The organism is Mycobacterium sp. URHB0044 (assembly GCF_000620625.1).
Classification (GTDB): domain Bacteria; phylum Actinomycetota; class Actinomycetes; order Mycobacteriales; family Mycobacteriaceae; genus Mycobacterium.
Map to the genome: position 1 here is coordinate 21,703 of NZ_JIAW01000017.1, position 16,921 is coordinate 38,623.

The window sequence follows — 16,921 nt, forward strand, 5'->3', positions numbered from 1 at the left end:
GCATGGGCAGTTGTCAGCCCGGAAGGATCGTGTTGTCCATTCCACCGTTGTCGATCTCGGGCGCGCCGGCGCGGAACGTGATGACGTTGTGGCTGCCCGTGGCCGTGATGGTGTCGGCGACGTCGACGGCGACGTGGTTGTTGACGCCCGAGACGGTGACGCTGAGGCAGTGCCCGGTGATGTCGACGGTGTCCGCGGAGCCGCTGACCGTCACCGCGTTGAGGTTGCAGGTGATGCTCTCGTATTGATTGGCGCCGCTGACCAACACCTCCGCGCCCGGTTCCGGGATGACCGACGAAGTGGGGATTCGCACCGTCGTACGGGGTGCGGGGGAGACGCCCGCCGTGACGGCCGTCTTCGACGCCGAGAACAAGAACACGGCCAGGCCAATCCAGCCGACCATGATGAGCAACCAGCACACCATCCCGATCACCAACCGGATCCGCAGCTTGCCGACCCATTGGCCCGATTCGTCCCGGTCGAGGTCGTACGGGAACGCGGTCACGCACAACGCCCGCGACGGTTTCCGCTGATCGGCCAGGATCACGCCGTCGATGTACTCCCGCCCGCCGACGACGAGCTCGCCCTGTTGGCCGTCGAGCGCGTAGCGAATCCGGGTCTTCGTCTTCGGCCCGCTCCACATCGGGCGGCTGACCTGCCATCCGCGCGCAACGGGAAGGACCACGTTGGAATAGGTGGTGCCACTGAAGTACGTCGCCTGCGAAAGCACCTCGGTGCCGGTGACCGTTGCCACCTGGCCCCACTTGAGCAGCGCCAACCGGGTCATCGCGCCCCGAACGTGGAGTCCATAGATGCCGAGCAGGGAAAGGACCGCCGCCGGCAGGAACGCTTCGGGCAGCGTGATCCACACGATGATCGGCGGGATCGCGACCATGAAGAGGAAGAAGACGTACCACCAGCGGAACGGCAGGATCTCGGCGATCAGGAACTCCCACGGAACCCTCCGGGGAGCCGACGCGAGCGGCGCCCCGTACTCGCCCGACGACACCGGTTGCTGCGCACCGGGATTCAGCCAACTGGAGTAACCCCCTGGACCGCCGCCCGCCCGCAGTTGCTCGAACAGCGCGGTGGCCTTCGCCTCGGCCAGCTGCCGCTCGAGCTCCGCGACGCGCTGCTCGGGATCTTGGGGGTTCATCGACAGATGTTCCCACATCTAGCTGGCAGCCAGCGTCGTCAGCCGCCGCGGGCGCGCTCGGCCTTGCCGGCCAACACTTCTCGTTCTCGCTCATTCGTGGTCAGGGCTGCCGCGGCGTCGAACTCGGCGGCGGCCTCGCCTCGCCGGCCCAGTCGCATCAACAGTTCGCCGCGCACGCTGGGCAACAGGTAGGAGCCGTTCAGTCCGGTGATCCCGTCGACGAGCGCGAGGCCCTCGGCGGGGCCCGAGGCCATGGCCACCGCGACGGCGCGGTTCAGTTCGATGACGGGCGACGGCGAGATCTGCAGCAGCCCGTCGTATAGCGACACGATGCGCTTCCAGTCGGTGTCGGCGGCGGTGGGAGCGTCGGCGTGACATTCGGCCAGCGCGGCCTGCAGCGCGTAGGGGCCCCAACCGATTCCCTTGCGCTGCAACGTCTCCGCGGCGCGCTCGAGTGCGGCGACGCCGCGTCGGATCTGGGCGCGGTCCCACTTCGTCCGATCCTGGTCCTCCAGGAGGATCGGTCGACCGTGGGCGTCGGTGCGGGCGCCGAACCGTGACGACTGGAATTCCATCAGCGCCACCAGCCCGTGCACCTCGGCCTGGTCGGGGATGAGCGCCGCCAGACTGCGGCCGAGACGCAATGCCTCGGTGCACAATTCGTCACGGATCCAGCGTTGCCCGAACGAGGCGGAGTAGCCCTCGTTGTAGATCAGGTAGATCACGCCAAGCACCGCCGAGAGCCGTTGCGGATATTCCGCCGGGTCGGGCACCTCGAACGGCACCCCCGCGTCGCCGAGCGTCTTCTTGGCCCGAACGATGCGTTGGGCGATCGTCGCCTTGGGCGCCAGGAACGCACGCGCGATCTCCTCGGTGGTCAAACCGCCGACCACCCGCAGCGTCAGCGCGATCTGGTTCTCCCGGCTCAGCACGGGGTGCGTCGAGATGAAGATCAGCCGCAGCACGTCGTCGTCGATGCGGTCGGGATCCCACGCCTCATCAACGTGCGTCTCCAACTCGCGGGCCAGCGTCGTGTACTTGGCGTCGAGGCGGTCCTGCCGACGCCAGTAGTCGATCGCCTTGCGCTTCGCGACGGTCGTCAGCCACGCGCCGGCGTTGCGCGGCACGCCCGTGGTGGGCCACTGCTCGAGCGCGTCGACCAGCGCGTCGGCCGCCAGGTCCTCGGCCAGGCCGACGTCACCGACGGCGCGGGTCAGCGTCGCGACGATCTTCGCGGCCTCCATCCGCCACACCGCGTCGACGGTCTCCTGGAGGTCGGTGGCCACGCGCCCATTCTGCCGCGCAGGAAAGTCCTACCCGACGGCCCGGCCCGCGCCCTCCCAGAACTGCGCGCGCACGGCCTTCTTGTCGGGCTTGCCGAGCGCGGTCACCGGCACCGAGTCGACGACGATCACCTGCTTGGGCGCCTGCACCGAACCCTTGCGATCCTTGACGGCGGCCTGGATCTCGGCGGTCATCGTCGCCACCGACTCGTCGTCGGTTGGCGCGTCGGGCCGCAACACCACCACGGCCGTCACGGCCTCGCCCCACTTCTCGTCGGGCGTGCCGATCACGCACACCTGTGCAACCGAAGGATGCTCTGCGACAACGTCTTCGACCTCACGCGGGAACACGTTGAAGCCGCCGGTGACGATCATGTCCTTGGTGCGGTCGACGATGTACCAGAAGCCGTCCTCGTCCTCGCGGGCCAGGTCGCCGGTATGCATCCAGCCGTCGCGGAACGTCTCGGCCGTCGCCTCCGGCAGGTGCCAGTAGCCGCCCGACAGCAGCGGCCCCGACACGCAGATCTCGCCAACTTCACCTTGCGCCACCGGCTTTCCGTCCTCGCCGAGCAGCGCGGTCCGGCAGAACAGCGTCGGGCGCCCACACGACGTCAGCCGCTTCTCGTCGTGATCGCCCTTGGCCAGGTACGTGATCACCATCGGCGCCTCGGACTGGCCGTAGTACTGCGCGAAGATCGGGCCGAAACGCCGGATGGCCTCGGCCAGCCGCACGGGGTTCATCGCCGAGGCGCCGTAGTACACCGTCTCCAGCGACGACAGGTCGCGCGTGTGCGAATCCGGATGGTCCATCAGCGCGTAGATCATCGACGGCACCAGCATCGTCGCGGTGATCTTCTGCTCCTCGATCACCCGCAGCACCTCGGCGGGGTCGAACTTCGACAGCACGATCATCTCGCCGCCCTTGACGACCGTCGGCACGAAGAACGCCGCGCCGGCATGCGACAGCGGGGTGCACATCAGGAAGCGCGGATGCTCGGGCCACTCCCACTCGGCGAGCTGGATGGTCGTCATCGTGGTGATCGACTGCACGGTGCCGATGACGCCCTTGGGCTTGCCGGTGGTTCCACCCGTGTAGGTCAGCCCGCCGATGTGATCGGTCGGCAGGTCCGCGGCGACCAGTGGCTTCGGCGGGTACTTCGCGGCCTCGGCGCTCAGGTCCACGGCCACGTCCGCGAGTTCGGAGGGAACCGGGCCGATGGTCAGCACCTGCTTGAGCGAGGGCACCTTCTCCAGCAAGCCCAGCGCCCGCTCGACGAACATCGGCACCGGATCGATGATCAGCGACGTGATGCCGGCGTCCGAGAGCACGTAGGCGTGATCGTCGAGCGAGCCGAGAGGGTGTAGTGCCGTGCGCCGGTAGCCCTGGGTCTGGCCGGCGCCGATGATCATCAGCACCTCGGGCCGGTTCAGCGACAGCAGGCCGACGGCCGTGCCGGTGCCCGCGCCGAGCGACTCGAACGCCTGAATGTACTGGCTGATGCGCTCGGCGAGCTGTCCGCCGGTGAGCGTCGTGTCACCGAGGAACAGCACCGGCTTGTCCTTGTTGCGCTTCAACGCGCCGACGGTGAGGTGTCCGGAGTGGATGGGATGGCGCAGCAGCTCGTCACTCATACGAGACAGACTAGAACGTGTTACAGAACGAGCTGCTGCGCATCCGCATTTATCAGCGCCCGGCGGCCTTGCGGGCATCGGCGGCCAGCTTCTCGGCCACGTCGGCCTTCCACTGGATTTCCTTCTGGACCCACTCGTTGTCCTGCGGAAACTCGTCGGTCTCGGCGACGCGGCGCACCTCGAGCTTGACGCCCGCGCCCAGCGGGCACTTCCTGGCCCACTGCTTGGCCTCTTCCTTCGAGGACACCTCGAGCAGCCAGAACCCGTTGAACAGCTCCTTGGCCTCGGTGTACGGGCCGTCGGTGACCACCGGTGGATCGGCGTTGAAGTCCACGACGAAGCCTTCGTCGGGTCCGGTGAGTCCCTCGCCGCCCAGCATCACGCCGGCCTTGATGAGTTCCTCGTTGTAGCGGCCCATCGACGCGATGACCTCGTTGAAGTCGATGTTCTGCTCCGCCATCGCCTGCTCGGCTTCGGGGGTGGACCGCATGATCAGCATGTAACGCGACATCGTTGTGTCTCCTTCTGTCAGTGGTGAAGGGGCGCGTCCATCGTGCCCTCGCAACTACGTCGAACGGCAACCCCCCGAAATCGACACGCGGCGGAAAAGAATTCAGAAGAATTCTTCCCGTGACTTCACGGGAACCACTTCATGCCTGCTGACCTGGTGATTTACGGAACCGTCCTGACCGTCGACGACGCGAGACCCACCGCGGAGGCACTCGCGGTGGCCGATGGACGGATCGCAGCGGTCGGCAGTCGCGCCGACGTCGCCGGCTGGATCGGGTCGGGCACCGACGTCATCGAACTCGGCGACGGCTGCCTGATGCCGGGACTGATCGAGGCCCACGGGCACCCGTTGGCGGAGGCGATCGTGCTGTCCGACCGAATGGTCGACATCCGGCCGGTCACCATGCGCGCCGTGGCCGACGTCGTCGATGCCGTCCGGAACGAGGTGGCGACGCGCGGGCCCGAGGGCGCGTACCTCAACGGCTGGGACCCGCTGCTGCAAGAGGGCTTGCCGGAGCCCACGCTGGAGTGGCTCAACGCCATGGCCCCCGACACGCCGCTGGTCATCATCCACAACTCGGGGCACAAGGCCTACTTCAACTCCGCGGCCGCCGCGCGCGCCGGGTTGACCCGCGACACCCCGGATCCCAAGGGCGCCAAGTACGGTCACGACGCCAACGGCGACCTCGACGGCACCGCGGAGGAGACCGGCGCCGTGTTCTCGTTGCTCACGGGGGCCATTCAGCCGAGCGACTACCCGGCGATGCTGCTGGCCGAGTGCGCCCGGCTCAACCGCGTCGGCCTCACCACGTGCTCGGAGATGGCGTTCGACCCGCTGTTCCGGCCCGTGGTGGAGCAGCTGCGCGACCACCTCACCGTCCGGCTGCGGGCCTACGAGATCTCCAACGCGCAGATGACCACCGACGCCACCCCGGACAACGGCGACGACGTCTTCCGCCAGGTCGGCATCAAGATCTGGGTCGACGGTTCACCGTGGATCGGCAACATCGACCTGTCCTTCCCGTATCTGGACACCGACGCGGTCCGCACCATCGGCGTGACGCCCGGCTCCTGCGGGCACGCCAACTACACCCGCGAACAACTCACCGAGATCGTCGGCGCGTACTTCCCGCTCGGCTGGCCGATGGCGTGCCACGTACAGGGCGACGCCGGCGTCGACACGATCCTCGACGTCTACGAAGACGTACTGCGCAAGCACCCCAGACCCGATCACCGGCTGCGGCTCGAACACGTCGGCGCCATCTCCGACGAGCAGCTGCAGCGGGCGCACGACCTCGGCGTCACGTGCAGCATCTTCGTCGACCAGATCCACTACTGGGGTGACGTCATCGTCGACGGCCTGTTCGGACCCGAGCACGGAAACCGTTGGATGCCATGCGGATCCGCGGTCAAGACGGGCATGCGGATCTCGCTGCACAACGATCCGCCGGTCACGCCGGAGGAGCCGCTGCGCAACATCAGCGTGGCCGTCACGCGCACCGCGCCGAGCGGGCGGGTGCTCGGCCCGGAGGAACGGCTGACCGTGGAGCAGGCCATCCGCGCGCAGACCATCGATGCGGCGTGGCAGCTGTTCGCCGACGACGTCGTCGGCTCCCTGGAGGTCGGCAAGTACGCCGACATGGTGGTGCTGTCGGCCGATCCGCGCACGGTGCCGCCGGAGGACATCGCCGATCTGAAAGTGCGGGCGACGTACCTCGCGGGCCGGCAGGTCTTCGGCGCATGACGCCTGAACCCGTGCATCACCGGCACGCTGCGCCAGATCCGTTGGCCACCATCCACACGCCGCGCTTCTGGTTGACGCCGATCGTGGTCGCGGTCATCGTGTTCTCCACGCTCGGCGCCCTCTATCTGGGCAGCATCCTCAACCCGACGTCGAATCTGCGGCACTTTCCGGTCGCCGTCGTCAACTCCGACGCCGGGCCACAAGGCAAGCAGGTGGTCGACGGCCTGGTGGCCGGGCTGAATCCGGACCAGTTCGACGTGCGGGTGCTGTCGGCCGAGGAGGCCGACCGGCAGATGGGGACCGCACGCATCTACGGACTGGTGCAGGTGCCGCAAGACTTCTCGGCCAAGCTGCACGCGCTGGGGCAGGGCGCGCTGCAACCCGGCCACCCGACTCAGCCGGTCATCACCATCTCCACCAATCCGCGCGCGGGTGAGCTGGGCTCGAGCATCGCGGGGCTAACCCTGGCGAAGGCCATGAAGGAGCTGAATGGCAAGGTCGGCCAACAGCTTTCGGCCAAGGTAGCGCAGGCGAGTGGCTCACCGCTGCCCGGCGGGGCGGCGCTCGTGCTGTCCGCCCCCATCGAGATCCAGGTCGACGATCACGATCCGCTGCCCAGCGGCACCGGCAACGGGCTGTCGGCGTTCTATTACGCCTTGCTGCTGTTGCTCGCCGGCTTCACCGGAAGCATCATCGTCAGCTCCCTGGTCGACTCCATGCTGGGCTACGTGCCCGCCGAACTGGGTCCGGTATACCGATTCGCCGAGCAGGTCAACATCTCCCGCTTCAGGACGTTGCTCGTCAAGTGGGGGCTAATGGTCGTGATGGCGGTGCTGACGTCCGCGGCCTACATCGGCATCGCTACCTGGTTGGGCATGCCGATACCCAACGGCTGGTTGCTGTGGCTGTACGGGGTGTTCACGATCGCGGCCGTCGGCATCACGTCGACGTCGTTGATCGCCGCGCTGGGCTCGATGGGGCTGCTGGTGAACCTCTTCATCTTCGTCATGCTGGGCCTGCCGTCGAACGGTGCCACCATTCCGCTGGAGGCGTCGCCAGGAATCTTCGGGTGGCTGGCGAAGTTCGAGCCCATGCACCAGGTCTTCCTCGGTGCGCGGGCTCTGCTCTACTTCGACGGGCGCGCCGACGCCGGCCTCGCGCGCGCCTTGACCATGACGGCGATCGGCCTGGTGATCGGGTTGGTGATCGGCGGCGTCGTCACGCGCATCTACGACCGCAGGGGCCTTCGTCGCATCCACGCCGATTGAGCGAAACCCGGCCGCCGCCCGCAGTCGCCATGGCACGCTTCGTCCATGTCTGACCTGGCTGAACCCCGCTTCCTCGACGACCGAACGGCCCACTGGGCCGAGACCACACCCGACGCCGAGGCGTTCATCTACTTCGACCGGACGTGGACGTGGGCGCAGTGGAACGACCGCGTGCGCCGACTGGCCGGTGCGCTTCGCGAGCATGGCGTCAAGCGGGGCGACGTGGTCGCGTTTCTCGACAAGAACCACCCGGCATGTGTCGAGCTGACCATCGCCGCCGCGTCGCTGGGCGCGGCCAACGCGATCATCAACTTTCGGCTTGCCGCCGATGAACTCGACTACGTCCTGAACGACTCCGGCGCCAAGCTGCTGATCGTCGGCAAGGAACTCAAACCGTCGATCGACAAGATCCGTGGCGAACTCACGAACGTCGAGCACGTCATCGAGGTGACCCCGGAAGGTGGCGAGGGAGACGAGTACGAGGCGCTGCTCGCCGGGGCGACGCCCGTCGGCCGCGGCGACGACGTCCAGCCGGACGACGTGTCCATCATCATGTACTCCTCGGGCACCACCGGCCGCCCCAAGGGCGTCGAGCTGACGCAGGCGAACATCATCGCGCACACCGTCAACGCGCACGAGGGGTTCGAGTTCGACGAGGGCGACAAGAACATGGTGTCGATGCCCCTGTTCCACGTCGGCGGGTCGTCGTACGTGCAGTTCGGCATTCACGACGGTTTCCCGAGCGTGATGACGCGGGAGGTCGACGGCGCGTCGCTGGCCGGCGCAATCCTCAAGGGCGCCAACAGAACATTCCTCGTGCCCGCGGTGCTGGCCAAGGTGTTGGAGTCCGGCGACGACGCCGTCAAGCTGTTCAGCACGTTGAAGACGTTCGCGTACGGGGCGTCACCGATGCCGCTGCCGTTGCTGAGGGCCGGATTGAAGGCGTGGCCGAACACCGACTTCATCCAGGCGTACGGCCTCACCGAGTTGGGCGGCGTGATCAGCCATCTGCTGCCCGAGGCGCACCGCGAACAGGACCACGAGGAGAGGCTCTCCAGCGCGGGAACGTTGGTTCCCAACGCCGAGGTGCGCGTCGTCGACCCGGACACCCTCGAGGACGTTCCGAGAGGCGAGCAGGGTGAATTGTGGTTCCGCTCACCGCAATTGATGAAGGGTTACCACAACAAGCCGGAGGCGACGGCCGAGGCGATCACCGAGGATGGTTGGTTCCGCACCGGAGACATCGGCCGGGTGGACGACGGCGGGTACGTCTTCGTCGAGGACCGGCTCAAGGACATGATCATCTCCGGCGGCGAGAACATCTACTCGATCGAGGTCGAACGGGTGCTCGCCGAACATCCCGCCGTCGCCGAGGTCGCCGTCATCGGCGTACCCGACGACAGATGGGGTGAATCGGTGAAAGCCGTTGTCTCACTTGAGGGCGTGGTGTCCGACAAGGAGCTGATCAGCTGGGCGCGCGAGCGGCTGGCCGCCTACAAGTGCCCGAAGACCGTCGAGGTCGTCGACGAGCTGCCGCGCAACCCGACCGGCAAGATCCTGAAGAAGGACCTGCGCAAGAAGTACGGGGATCGCTCGACGGTCTAGCCTGGCTGCGTGCCACCGACGCTCGACGACCTCCTGGATCGCCTGCGGGTCGTCGCCCTGCCCATGCGCGTGCGGTTCCGCGGCATCGACGTCCGCGAGGTCGCGCTGTTCGACGGGCCGGCAGGCTGGGGCGAATTCGGCGCGTTCCTCGAGTACAGGCCCGACGAGGCCGCGCACTGGTTGGCGTCGGCCGTCGAAGCCGCCTACGAGCATTCGCCGTCGCCGGTGCGCGATCGCATCCCGATCAACGCCACCGTCCCCGCGATCGACCCCGAAAGCGTGCCCGACGTCCTCGCGCGATTTCCCGGGGCCCGCACGGCCAAGGTGAAGGTCGCCGAACCCGGCCAGACACTGGCCGACGACGTCGCGCGGGTCAATGCCGTGCGCGCCCTCGTGCCGACGGTCCGCGTCGACGCGAACGGCGGCTGGACCGTCGAGCAGGCGACGGAGGCGGCCGCGGCGCTGACCGCCGACGGGCCGCTGGAGTACCTGGAGCAACCGTGCGCGACGGTGCCCGAGTTGGCCGAGCTGCGGCGCCGCGTCGACGTTCCGATCGCCGCCGACGAGAGCATCCGCAAGGCTGAGGACCCGTTGCACGTCGTGCGGTCGGGTGCCGCCGACATCGCGGTGCTCAAGGTCGCGCCGCTCGGGGGAGTGGCGACGATGCTGCGCATCGCCGGTCAGATCGACGTCCCGATCGTGGTGTCGAGTGCGCTGGACTCGGCCGTCGGCATGTCGCGGGGGCTACTGGCCGCCGCGTGCCTGCCCGACCTGCGGCACGCCTGCGGGCTGGGAACCGGCGGACTGTTCGTCGAGGACGTCGTGGATCCGTCGCCGCCAGTCGATGGGTATCTGCCCGTCGGCCCAGTGGCGCCGGATCCCGCGCGGCTGGACGCGTTGGCCGCGTCGCCGGAGCGCCGGCAATGGTGGATCGAGCGCGTCAAGGCCTGCTACCCGCTACTTTTCAGGTAGCCGGCTACTCTAGGCCGCCGCGCCGCCGTGTCGACACACTTGCCCGAACCGATCGACATCGACGAAGGGCTCGGACATGGCCGGCTTCCGCGTGGGCATCTTGGATCAGATCATCGCGGGGCGTCCTGTCGCCGACAGCTTCACCCGGGCGAGTTATCTGAGTGCGGTCGCCAGCCGCGTCGACTCGTTCTGGGTGCCCGACCACCTCAACGCGTTGTTCCCCCGCTCGCTATGGAACGAAAAGTATTGCGGCGCAGCGAAGATACTGCCGTCGGCGGATGCCTACCTGGAGCCGTGGACGATGCTCGGCCACACGGCCGCGCGCAACCGCGTCGGCCGCCTGAATCTCGGTGTGGGAGTTACGGACACCGGTCGGCGTAACCCCGCCGTCACCGCCCAGGCCGCGGCGACCCTGCACCTGCTCACGCACGGACGGGCCATCCTCGGCATCGGCGCCGGTGAACGAGAGGGCAACGAACCCTACGGCGTCGACTGGTCCAAGCCCGTCGCCCGCTTCGAGGAGGCGTTGGCCACGATCCGGGCACTGTGGAACTCGGGCGGCGCACTGGTCAACCGGGATTCGCCGTACTTCCCGTTGCGCAATGCCATCTTCGACCTGCCGCCCTACCGCGGGCGGTGGCCCGAAATCTGGATTGCCGCGCACGGGCCCCGGATGCTGCGCGCGGTCGGCCGCTACGCCGACGGCTACTTTCCGGCCTTCCCGCACGCCCCGAAGGATTACGCCCACCGACTGGAGGCGATACGCACGGCAGCCTCCGACGCCGGCCGTGACCCGATGGCGATCACGCCCGCGATTCTTCTCCCCGTGGTCACCGGCAGCAGCCGCGCCGACGTAGACGAGGCACTCGAGTCGGAGGTGATCAAGGCGGGTGGGTTGTTGGCGTCCGACGAGATGTTCGCCCGGCACGGCGCGCAACACCCGCTCGGTGTCGGGTTCACCGGGGCGCAGGACTTCCTGCCGCAGGACATGGACGAGCAGACCGCGCTGTCCTACATCAAGACCATCCCCAAGTCGTTGCTCCGCGAGGTCGCACTGAACGGGCCGCCGGACGAGGTGTTGGAGCAGGCGGCCGAGTGGCGCGACCACGGCGTTCGCTACATCGTGCTGATGAACATGACGTTCGCTCAGCGCAGCCTGCGCAAGGGGTTGGCGGGTGCGGTGCCGTTCAGCAGAATCGTGCACCGGCTCAAGAAACTCTGATGTCCTAATCTGTGGGATCCCGGGCATAGACGACACGGCCGCCGTGGCGAACACTGAGTTCGTGAAACGGTCGGTGGTCATCGTGGGCTTCGAGGGCGTGCAAGCCCTCGACCTCGTCGGCCCGTTCGAGGTCTTCACCGGCGCCACCATCTACCTGGCCAGCCAGGAACGCTACGACGACGGCTACGACGTCACCATCGCCTCGCTCGACGGCAGGCCCGTCAGCACCGGCACCGGCATGGAGATCGTCGCCAAGCCGCTGCCCGACGCGCGGCAGTCGATCGACACCGTCGTGCTCCCGGGTGGCGGCGGCATCGACGCCGCCCGCCAGAACGCCGAAGCCATCGCGTGGATTCAGCGCGCCGCGAAGACGTCTCGGCGCGTCGTCAGCGTCTGCACCGGAGCGTTCCTGGCCGCGCAGGCCGGCCTGCTCGACGGCTGCCCCGCCACCACGCACTGGGCGTTCGCCGGGCAGATGGCGCGCGAATTCCCTGCCGTCCGAGTCGATCCCGAGCCGATCTTCGTGCGCAGCTCCGAAACCGTGTGGACGGCCGCAGGCGTCACCGCCGGCATCGACCTGGCGCTGTCGCTCGTCGAGGACGACTACGGCACCGACGTCGCGCAGACCGTGGCCCGCTGGCTGGTGCTGTACCTGCGTCGCCCCGGCGGCCAAACCCAGTTCGCCGCGCCGGTGTGGATGCCGCGCGCCAAACGGGCGCCCATCCGCGACGTCCAGGAGGCCATCGAGTTCGAACCCGGTGGGGCACACAGTGTTACGGACCTCGCCCGGCGCGCTGCCATGAGCCCCCGACACTTCACCCGGGTGTTCACCATCGAGGTCGGCGAGGCGCCAGGAGCCTATGTCGAGCGCATCCGCACCGAAGCCGCGCGTAGGCAGTTGGAGGAGACCGACGACACCGTCACCGTGATCGCCGAACGATGTGGTTTCGGCAGCGCGGAGACCATGCGGCGCAATTTCATTCGGCGCCTGGGTATCTCGCCCGATCAGTACCGCAAGACCTTCGCTTGAGGAAAGAGAGAAAACCATGCAAATAGCCATCGTGGTCTACCCGGGATTCACCGCACTGGACTTCATCGGCCCCTACGAGGTGTTGCGCAATATGCCCGGCACCGAGGTCCGCTTCGTCTGGCACGGGCCGGGCCCGATCACCGCGGACTCGGGTGTGCTCGTCGTCGGCGCCACCCATTCGTTCGACGAGACGCCGTCACCCGACGTGCTGCTGGTCCCCGGCGGCATGACCACCTTCGAGCACGCCCGCGACGAGAAGCTGCTGGCCTGGGTGCGTCAGGCGCACGCGAGCGCGGCGTGGACGGCGTCGGTCTGCTCGGGGTCAGTGATCCTGGCCTCGGCCGGGCTGCTCGAGGGCAAGCGGGCCACGTCGCACTGGCTGGCCGTGCCGACGCTCAAGGCCTTCGGGGTGACGCCGGTGGGCGACGAGCGGATCGTCGAGGCGGATGCCGACGGCGCGCACCGAATCGTCACGTGCGCTGGGGTGTCGGCGGGCATCGACCTGGGCTTCTGGCTGGCCGGTGAGATTGCAGGCGAGGGCACGGCCAAGGCCATCCAGCTGGGCATCGAGTACGACCCGCAGCCGCCCTTCGACTCCGGCCACCTGTCCAAGGCAACGGTGGCCACGAAGGCCGCCGCGACCGCGCTGTTCTCCAAGGATCTGATGAAGCCCACGCAGCTCAAGGCCACCACACTGCTGCTGTGGGAGCAATCCATCCGCGCCGCCCGCAGCCGCGGCAAGAAGCGCCACCGAGTCCCCACCCGGTGATTTGTGGAGTCTCAGCGGTGGTCAGCGCCGATGAGACTCCACAAATCGCTCCAAGTAGGGTCGTCGGAGTGAATTTGGCCTACGACGACCGCGGCTCAGGGGAGCCCGTCCTGTTCATCGCCGGCCGCGGGGGAGCCGGCCGGACCTGGCACCTGCACCAGGTCCCCGCCTTCCAGCGGGCCGGCTACCGCGTGATCACGTTCGACAACCGCGGTGTCGGCGCCACCGAGAACGCACAGGGCTTCACCACCGATCAGATGGTCGGCGACACGGCGGCGCTGATCGAGAAGCTGCACACCGGGCCGGTCCGCGTGGTCGCGGCGTCGATGGGCTCGTTCATCGCCCAGGAGCTGATGTTCGCCCGCCCCGACCTGGTGTCCTCGGCGGTCCTGATGGCCACCCGTGGTCGCGAGGACCGCACCCGCGAATTCTTCCGGTCCGCGGAGTACGACTTCCAGAAGGCGGGCATTGAGCTGCCCCCGACGTACGACGCGAAATTGCGGCTGCTGGAGAGCTTCTCGCGCAAGACGCTCAACGACGACAACGCCGTCCGGGACTGGATCGACATGTTCACCATGTGGCCGTCGAAGCCGACGCCCGGACTGCGCAGCCAGACCAGGATCGCGCCGGAAGGCAACCGGCTGCTGGCCTACCGCAACATCACCGCGCCGACGTTGGTGATCGGCTTCAGCGACGACGTGGTGTTGCCGCCGCATCTGAGCCAGGAGGTCGCCGACGTCCTGCAAAACGGCCGCTACCTGGAGATACCCGACGCCGGGCACCTCGGCTTCATCGAGCGGCCTGACGCCGTGAACGCTGCGGCGCTGGAATTCTTCGCCGCGGGCGTGTGACACGCTGTAAGTCATGAACCCATCGACGACACAGGCGCGTGTCGTCGTCGACGAACTCGTTCGCGGCGGCGTCCGCGACGTCGTGCTGTGCCCTGGTTCCCGTAACGCGCCGCTGGCATTCGCCCTGCACGACGCCGACCGCGACGGCCGGCTGCGGCTGCACGTCCGCATCGACGAGCGGACCGCCGGCTACCTGGCGATCGGATTGGCGGTCGCGGCGGGAGCACCCGTCTGCGTCGCCATGACGTCGGGCACCGCGGTGGCCAACCTCGGGCCCGCCGTCGTCGAGGCCAACTACGCTCGCGTGCCGCTGATCGTGCTCAGCGCCAACCGGCCCTATGAACTGCTCGGCACCGGCGCCAACCAGACGATGGAGCAGCTCGGCTACTTCGGCACCCAGGTGCGTGCCACCATCAGCCTCGGTCTCGCCGAGGGCGCGCACGAGGGGCTGGACGCCCTGAATGCCCAGTGGCGCTCGGCGACGTGCCGAGTCCTGGTGGCGGCCAAGGGTTCTCGCAGCGCGAATGCCGGTCCGGTGCAGTTCGACATCCCGTTGCGCGAGCCGCTGGTTCCCGACGCGGTGGAGCACGGTGACTACGCCCCCGCGGGCCGGCCCGACGGCAAGTCGTGGACCCACACGCCCCCGGTGACGTTCGACCAGCCGGTGGACATCGACCTGACGCCGAACACCGTCGTCATCGCCGGCCACGGCGCAGGCGTGCAGGAGAACCTCGCGCTGCTGCCCACCGTCGCCGAACCGACGGCCCCGCCCGCGGTGAATCCGCTGCACCCGCTGGCCCTGCCGAAGCTGCATCCCGAGCAGGTCATCATGCTCGGCCGCCCGACGCTGCACCGTCCGGTCTCGACGCTGCTGGCGGACCCCTCGGTGCCGGTGTTCGCGCTGACCACCGGCCCGCGCTGGCCCGACGTGTCCGGCAATTCGCAGGCCACCGGCACCCGTGCGGTCACCTCCGGTACACCCGACCCAGGCTGGCTGCGCCGCTGCGCCGAGGCGAACGCCAATGCCGTCGAGGCGGTTCGCAGCCAACTCGAGGCGCACCCGCTGACGACGGGGCTGCACGTCGCCGCCGCCGTCAGCGCGGGCCTGCGCGACGGCGACCAGCTGGTGCTCGGTGCATCCAACCCGGTGCGCGACGTGGCACTGGCCGGGCTCATCGACGCGCGGTCGAACGTCACGGTGCGCTCCAACCGCGGTGTCGCTGGCATCGATGGCACGGTGTCGACGGCCATCGGCGCGGCGCTGGCCCACGAGCGGACGGGCGACGGTGACCGCGTGCCCCGGACCGTCGCTCTCATCGGGGACCTGACGTTCGTGCACGACAGTTCGGGCCTGCTGATCGGGCCCACGGAGCCGACGCCGAAGAGCCTGACCATCGTGGTGTCCAACGACAACGGTGGCGGCATCTTCGAACTGCTGGAGCAGGGCGATCCCCGGTTCTCCGACGTGTCGTCCCGGATCTTCGGCACCCCGCACGACGTTGACGTCGGCGCGCTCTGCCGCGCGTATCACGTCGAGAGCCGCCAGGTCGAGGTCGACGATCTCCCCGGTGTGCTGAACGAATCATTCGACGGCATGCGGGTCTTGGAGGTGAAGGCCGACCGCTCGTCGTTACGGGCGTTGCACGCGTCGATCAGGGCCGCGCTGTGATCGACGCGGTGACCGCACGTCTGAAGGCGTTGCGCGCCACTGTGATTCCGCATCTGTACGGCGACGCCGGTGAGACGCGCCCGCAGCGCATCATCCGCTGGACGCGCATCGGGGTCGTCATCGTGGCATGCCTGGTGACGTTGCAGTCGCTGCTGTTGGTGTTCGGCGCGTGGCGCAACGACCGTCAGATCGAGCGGCACATGGGCGTGGCCGCCGCCGAGGTGCTCGACGCAGGTCCGCGTCGCTCGACCATCGAGTTCGTCACCCCCGACCGCGTCACCTACCGGCCGGAGCTCGGCGTGCTGTATCCGTCCGAATTGGACACGGGCATGCGGATTTACGTGGAATACGACAAGAACAACCCCGACCTGGTGCGGGTGCAGGACCGCAACGCGTCGCTGGCGATCATTCCCGCCGGGTCAATTGCGGTGGTCGGCTGGTTGATCGCGGGCGCCGCCCTGATCGGCCTGGGTTACCTGCAGCGACGGCTGGACCGTCAGGACGCCATCACCTTGGCCAACCAGTCGTTGTCGTAGACGTCCAGCTTCTCGGCCTTGTTCATGTCGTAAACCGTTGGCGTTCCACTGTCCACCGGGTCGATCTCGAACAGGTACTCGGAGTTCATGTCCTCCATGTCCTTGGTGTCGACGTCGGACGCGCCGCTCGCGATGCCGTCGACCTGGGCGCCGGGGATTCCGGCGGTGCGCGCCATGTCGGCCATCGCGGCCTCCGACGGCCCTTCGGTGCCGGGGTCCTGGTGTGCCCACAGTTCCTCGACGAACCTCTGGAACGCCCGCGCGGGCGTGGCGCCCGCATCCTCGGGACCTGCCGGCGCCGCGGCCGCGAACAACGCCTTCGCCACGCGTGCGGAGTAGCCGCCCTCCTTGAAGTCGAGGAACGTCATCGGGCGGTACGTCACCGCGAGTTGCCCGATCCCGATGTAGTAGGCGAGCTGATCCCCGAAGTCGGCCTGCAGGTCGGCGCAGTGCGTGCACTGCGGCTCGGTGTAGATCTCGAGCTGGATGGGTGCGTCCTTGTCGCCGGCCCGGATGCCGTATTGGTCCTCGGTGATGGCGGTGCGCGGTTGGTTGGCGCTGAGCTCCGCCGTGCCGGTGATCTGGCGGCTGCAGGCGGTCGAGAGCATCAGAAGGCTTGCCGCGAGCGCGAGAATGACCGGTGTCCGGCGCATCGGGGTGTCCCTTCGATTGGT

The 16,921-nt window shown here is 68.3% G+C and carries 14 protein-coding genes and 1 pseudogene; 10 read left to right on the top strand and 5 right to left on the bottom strand.

Annotation, left to right across the window (positions count from 1 at the left end; genetic code table 11):
• Positions 1–13 precede the first annotated feature (13 nt).
• From N536_RS40905 to N536_RS0126245, 4 genes are all read right to left on the bottom strand, one after another.
• Positions 14–1,156, bottom strand: coding sequence for a DUF3060 domain-containing protein (locus N536_RS40905; protein ID WP_197040233.1), 1,143 nt, complete (start codon positions 1,154–1,156; stop codon positions 14–16).
• A gap of 38 nt (positions 1,157–1,194) precedes the next feature.
• Positions 1,195–2,400: an RNA polymerase sigma factor gene (locus N536_RS0126235; RefSeq protein ID WP_197040241.1), complete on the bottom strand. Its 1,206-nt coding sequence runs from the start codon at positions 2,398–2,400 to the stop codon at positions 1,195–1,197.
• A 69-nt stretch (positions 2,401–2,469) separates the two neighbouring features.
• Positions 2,470–4,071 (bottom strand): fatty-acid--CoA ligase FadD8, encoded by a 1,602-nt coding sequence (fadD8, locus tag N536_RS0126240; protein ID WP_029116350.1) that lies wholly within the window; start codon positions 4,069–4,071, stop codon positions 2,470–2,472.
• Positions 4,072–4,123: 52 nt separating this feature from the next.
• Entirely contained in the window at positions 4,124–4,582 is a 459-nt protein-coding gene (locus tag N536_RS0126245) for a YciI family protein (protein ID WP_029116351.1), read from the bottom strand.
• Positions 4,583–4,723: 141 nt separating this feature from the next.
• On the opposite strand from N536_RS0126245, the gene N536_RS0126250 reads away from it, so the two are divergent.
• The 10 genes and pseudogenes from N536_RS0126250 (at position 4,724) to N536_RS0126295 (ending at position 16,247) form a co-directional block, all read left to right on the top strand.
• Complete coding sequence (locus N536_RS0126250; protein ID WP_029116352.1) at positions 4,724–6,325, top strand: amidohydrolase; 1,602 nt, start codon at positions 4,724–4,726, stop codon at positions 6,323–6,325.
• Positions 6,322–7,581: pseudogene (locus N536_RS39465) on the top strand (DUF3533 domain-containing protein); the annotation flags it as partial. The gene N536_RS0126250 and the pseudogene N536_RS39465, both read left to right, overlap by 4 nt.
• A 57-nt stretch (positions 7,582–7,638) precedes the next feature.
• Positions 7,639–9,198, top strand: a complete 1,560-nt coding sequence (locus N536_RS0126260) for a long-chain-fatty-acid--CoA ligase (protein ID WP_029116353.1) — start codon at positions 7,639–7,641, stop codon at positions 9,196–9,198.
• A 9-nt stretch (positions 9,199–9,207) separates the two neighbouring features.
• Positions 9,208–10,170, top strand: a complete 963-nt coding sequence (locus N536_RS0126265; RefSeq protein ID WP_029116354.1) for an o-succinylbenzoate synthase — start codon at positions 9,208–9,210, stop codon at positions 10,168–10,170.
• A gap of 76 nt (positions 10,171–10,246) precedes the next feature.
• Positions 10,247–11,392 carry an LLM class flavin-dependent oxidoreductase gene (locus N536_RS0126270; RefSeq protein WP_029116355.1) on the top strand — a complete coding sequence of 382 codons (1,146 nt, stop codon included), beginning with the start codon at positions 10,247–10,249 and terminating at the stop codon, positions 11,390–11,392.
• 61 nt (positions 11,393–11,453) lie between these two features.
• Positions 11,454–12,422, top strand: a complete 969-nt coding sequence (locus tag N536_RS0126275; RefSeq protein ID WP_029116356.1) for a GlxA family transcriptional regulator — start codon at positions 11,454–11,456, stop codon at positions 12,420–12,422.
• Positions 12,423–12,438: 16 nt separating this feature from the next.
• Entirely contained in the window at positions 12,439–13,191 is a 753-nt protein-coding gene (locus tag N536_RS0126280) for a DJ-1/PfpI family protein (RefSeq protein WP_029116357.1), read from the top strand.
• A gap of 68 nt (positions 13,192–13,259) precedes the next feature.
• The gene (locus tag N536_RS0126285; protein ID WP_029116358.1) at positions 13,260–14,042 is read left to right on the top strand and encodes an alpha/beta fold hydrolase; all 783 of its coding nucleotides are present in this window, start codon (positions 13,260–13,262) and stop codon (positions 14,040–14,042) included.
• 13 nt (positions 14,043–14,055) lie between these two features.
• Positions 14,056–15,711: a 2-succinyl-5-enolpyruvyl-6-hydroxy-3-cyclohexene-1-carboxylic-acid synthase gene (gene menD, locus N536_RS0126290; RefSeq protein WP_029116359.1), complete on the top strand. Its 1,656-nt coding sequence runs from the start codon at positions 14,056–14,058 to the stop codon at positions 15,709–15,711.
• 41 nt (positions 15,712–15,752) lie between these two features.
• Complete coding sequence (locus tag N536_RS0126295) at positions 15,753–16,247, top strand: DUF3592 domain-containing protein (RefSeq protein ID WP_369798474.1); 495 nt, start codon at positions 15,753–15,755, stop codon at positions 16,245–16,247.
• Here the strand turns inward: N536_RS0126295 and N536_RS0126300 are convergent.
• A complete protein-coding gene (locus N536_RS0126300) occupies positions 16,208–16,900 on the bottom strand; it encodes a thioredoxin domain-containing protein (protein ID WP_029116361.1) in 693 nt (230 codons plus the stop codon). The genes N536_RS0126295 and N536_RS0126300 overlap by 40 nt on opposite strands.
• Between the last annotated feature and the right edge of the window lie 21 nt (positions 16,901–16,921).

Bases quoted from the DNA above. Each gene is read 5' to 3' on its own strand.
- N536_RS40905 (WP_197040233.1), bottom strand. From the start codon at position 1,156: ATGAACCCCCAAGATCCCGAGCAGCGCGTCGCGGAGCTCGAGCGGCAG.
- N536_RS0126235 (WP_197040241.1), bottom strand. From the start codon at position 2,400: ATGGAGGCCGCGAAGATCGTCGCGACGCTGACCCGCGCCGTCGGTGAC.
- fadD8 (WP_029116350.1), bottom strand. From the start codon at position 4,071: ATGAGTGACGAGCTGCTGCGCCATCCCATCCACTCCGGACACCTCACC.
- N536_RS0126245 (WP_029116351.1), bottom strand. From the start codon at position 4,582: ATGTCGCGTTACATGCTGATCATGCGGTCCACCCCCGAAGCCGAGCAG.
- N536_RS0126250 (WP_029116352.1), top strand. From the start codon at position 4,724: ATGCCTGCTGACCTGGTGATTTACGGAACCGTCCTGACCGTCGACGAC.
- N536_RS0126260 (WP_029116353.1), top strand. From the start codon at position 7,639: ATGTCTGACCTGGCTGAACCCCGCTTCCTCGACGACCGAACGGCCCAC.
- N536_RS0126270 (WP_029116355.1), top strand. From the start codon at position 10,247: ATGGCCGGCTTCCGCGTGGGCATCTTGGATCAGATCATCGCGGGGCGT.
- N536_RS0126280 (WP_029116357.1), top strand. From the start codon at position 12,439: ATGCAAATAGCCATCGTGGTCTACCCGGGATTCACCGCACTGGACTTC.
- menD (WP_029116359.1), top strand. From the start codon at position 14,056: ATGAACCCATCGACGACACAGGCGCGTGTCGTCGTCGACGAACTCGTT.
- N536_RS0126300 (WP_029116361.1), bottom strand. From the start codon at position 16,900: ATGCGCCGGACACCGGTCATTCTCGCGCTCGCGGCAAGCCTTCTGATG.